The 321-nt window shown below is 62.3% G+C and carries 1 protein-coding gene; it reads right to left on the reverse strand.

Features of this window, described 5'->3' with window-relative positions; translation table 11 throughout:
- The coding region (locus FLQ44_RS20190) for a hypothetical protein (RefSeq protein WP_206209025.1) at positions 1-321 on the reverse strand (321 nt) is incomplete at both ends.

Genomic DNA, 321 nt, shown 5'->3' on the forward strand with positions numbered 1-321 from the left:
CGACGCGCAGCAGGATGAAGGTCGAATCGTCGTCGACCAGCCTGCCCAGCCCGGCCTGGCGCATCACAATCTCGTTCTGCCCCACGACCGACAGTTCGACCGCGTGGCAGAGCACCAGCGTCAGGAGCAGGAACAGCGGCGGCGACAGCGTGTCGGTATATTGCTGGTCCTCGGCGTCGCCCTGCTCGGCGTCCGAATAGTCCATCATCTTGAGCGGCCGCGTGAGCGCGCGCCACAGCGTGACCGGATAGAAGATCAGCCACGACATGATTTCGTACAGCAGTTCGTCGAGCGACTGGATCAGTTTCAGGAAATCCATCG

The sequence above is a fragment of the Vogesella mureinivorans genome, assembly GCF_007644035.1.
In the GTDB taxonomy this organism is placed as follows: domain Bacteria; phylum Pseudomonadota; class Gammaproteobacteria; order Burkholderiales; family Chromobacteriaceae; genus Vogesella; species Vogesella mureinivorans.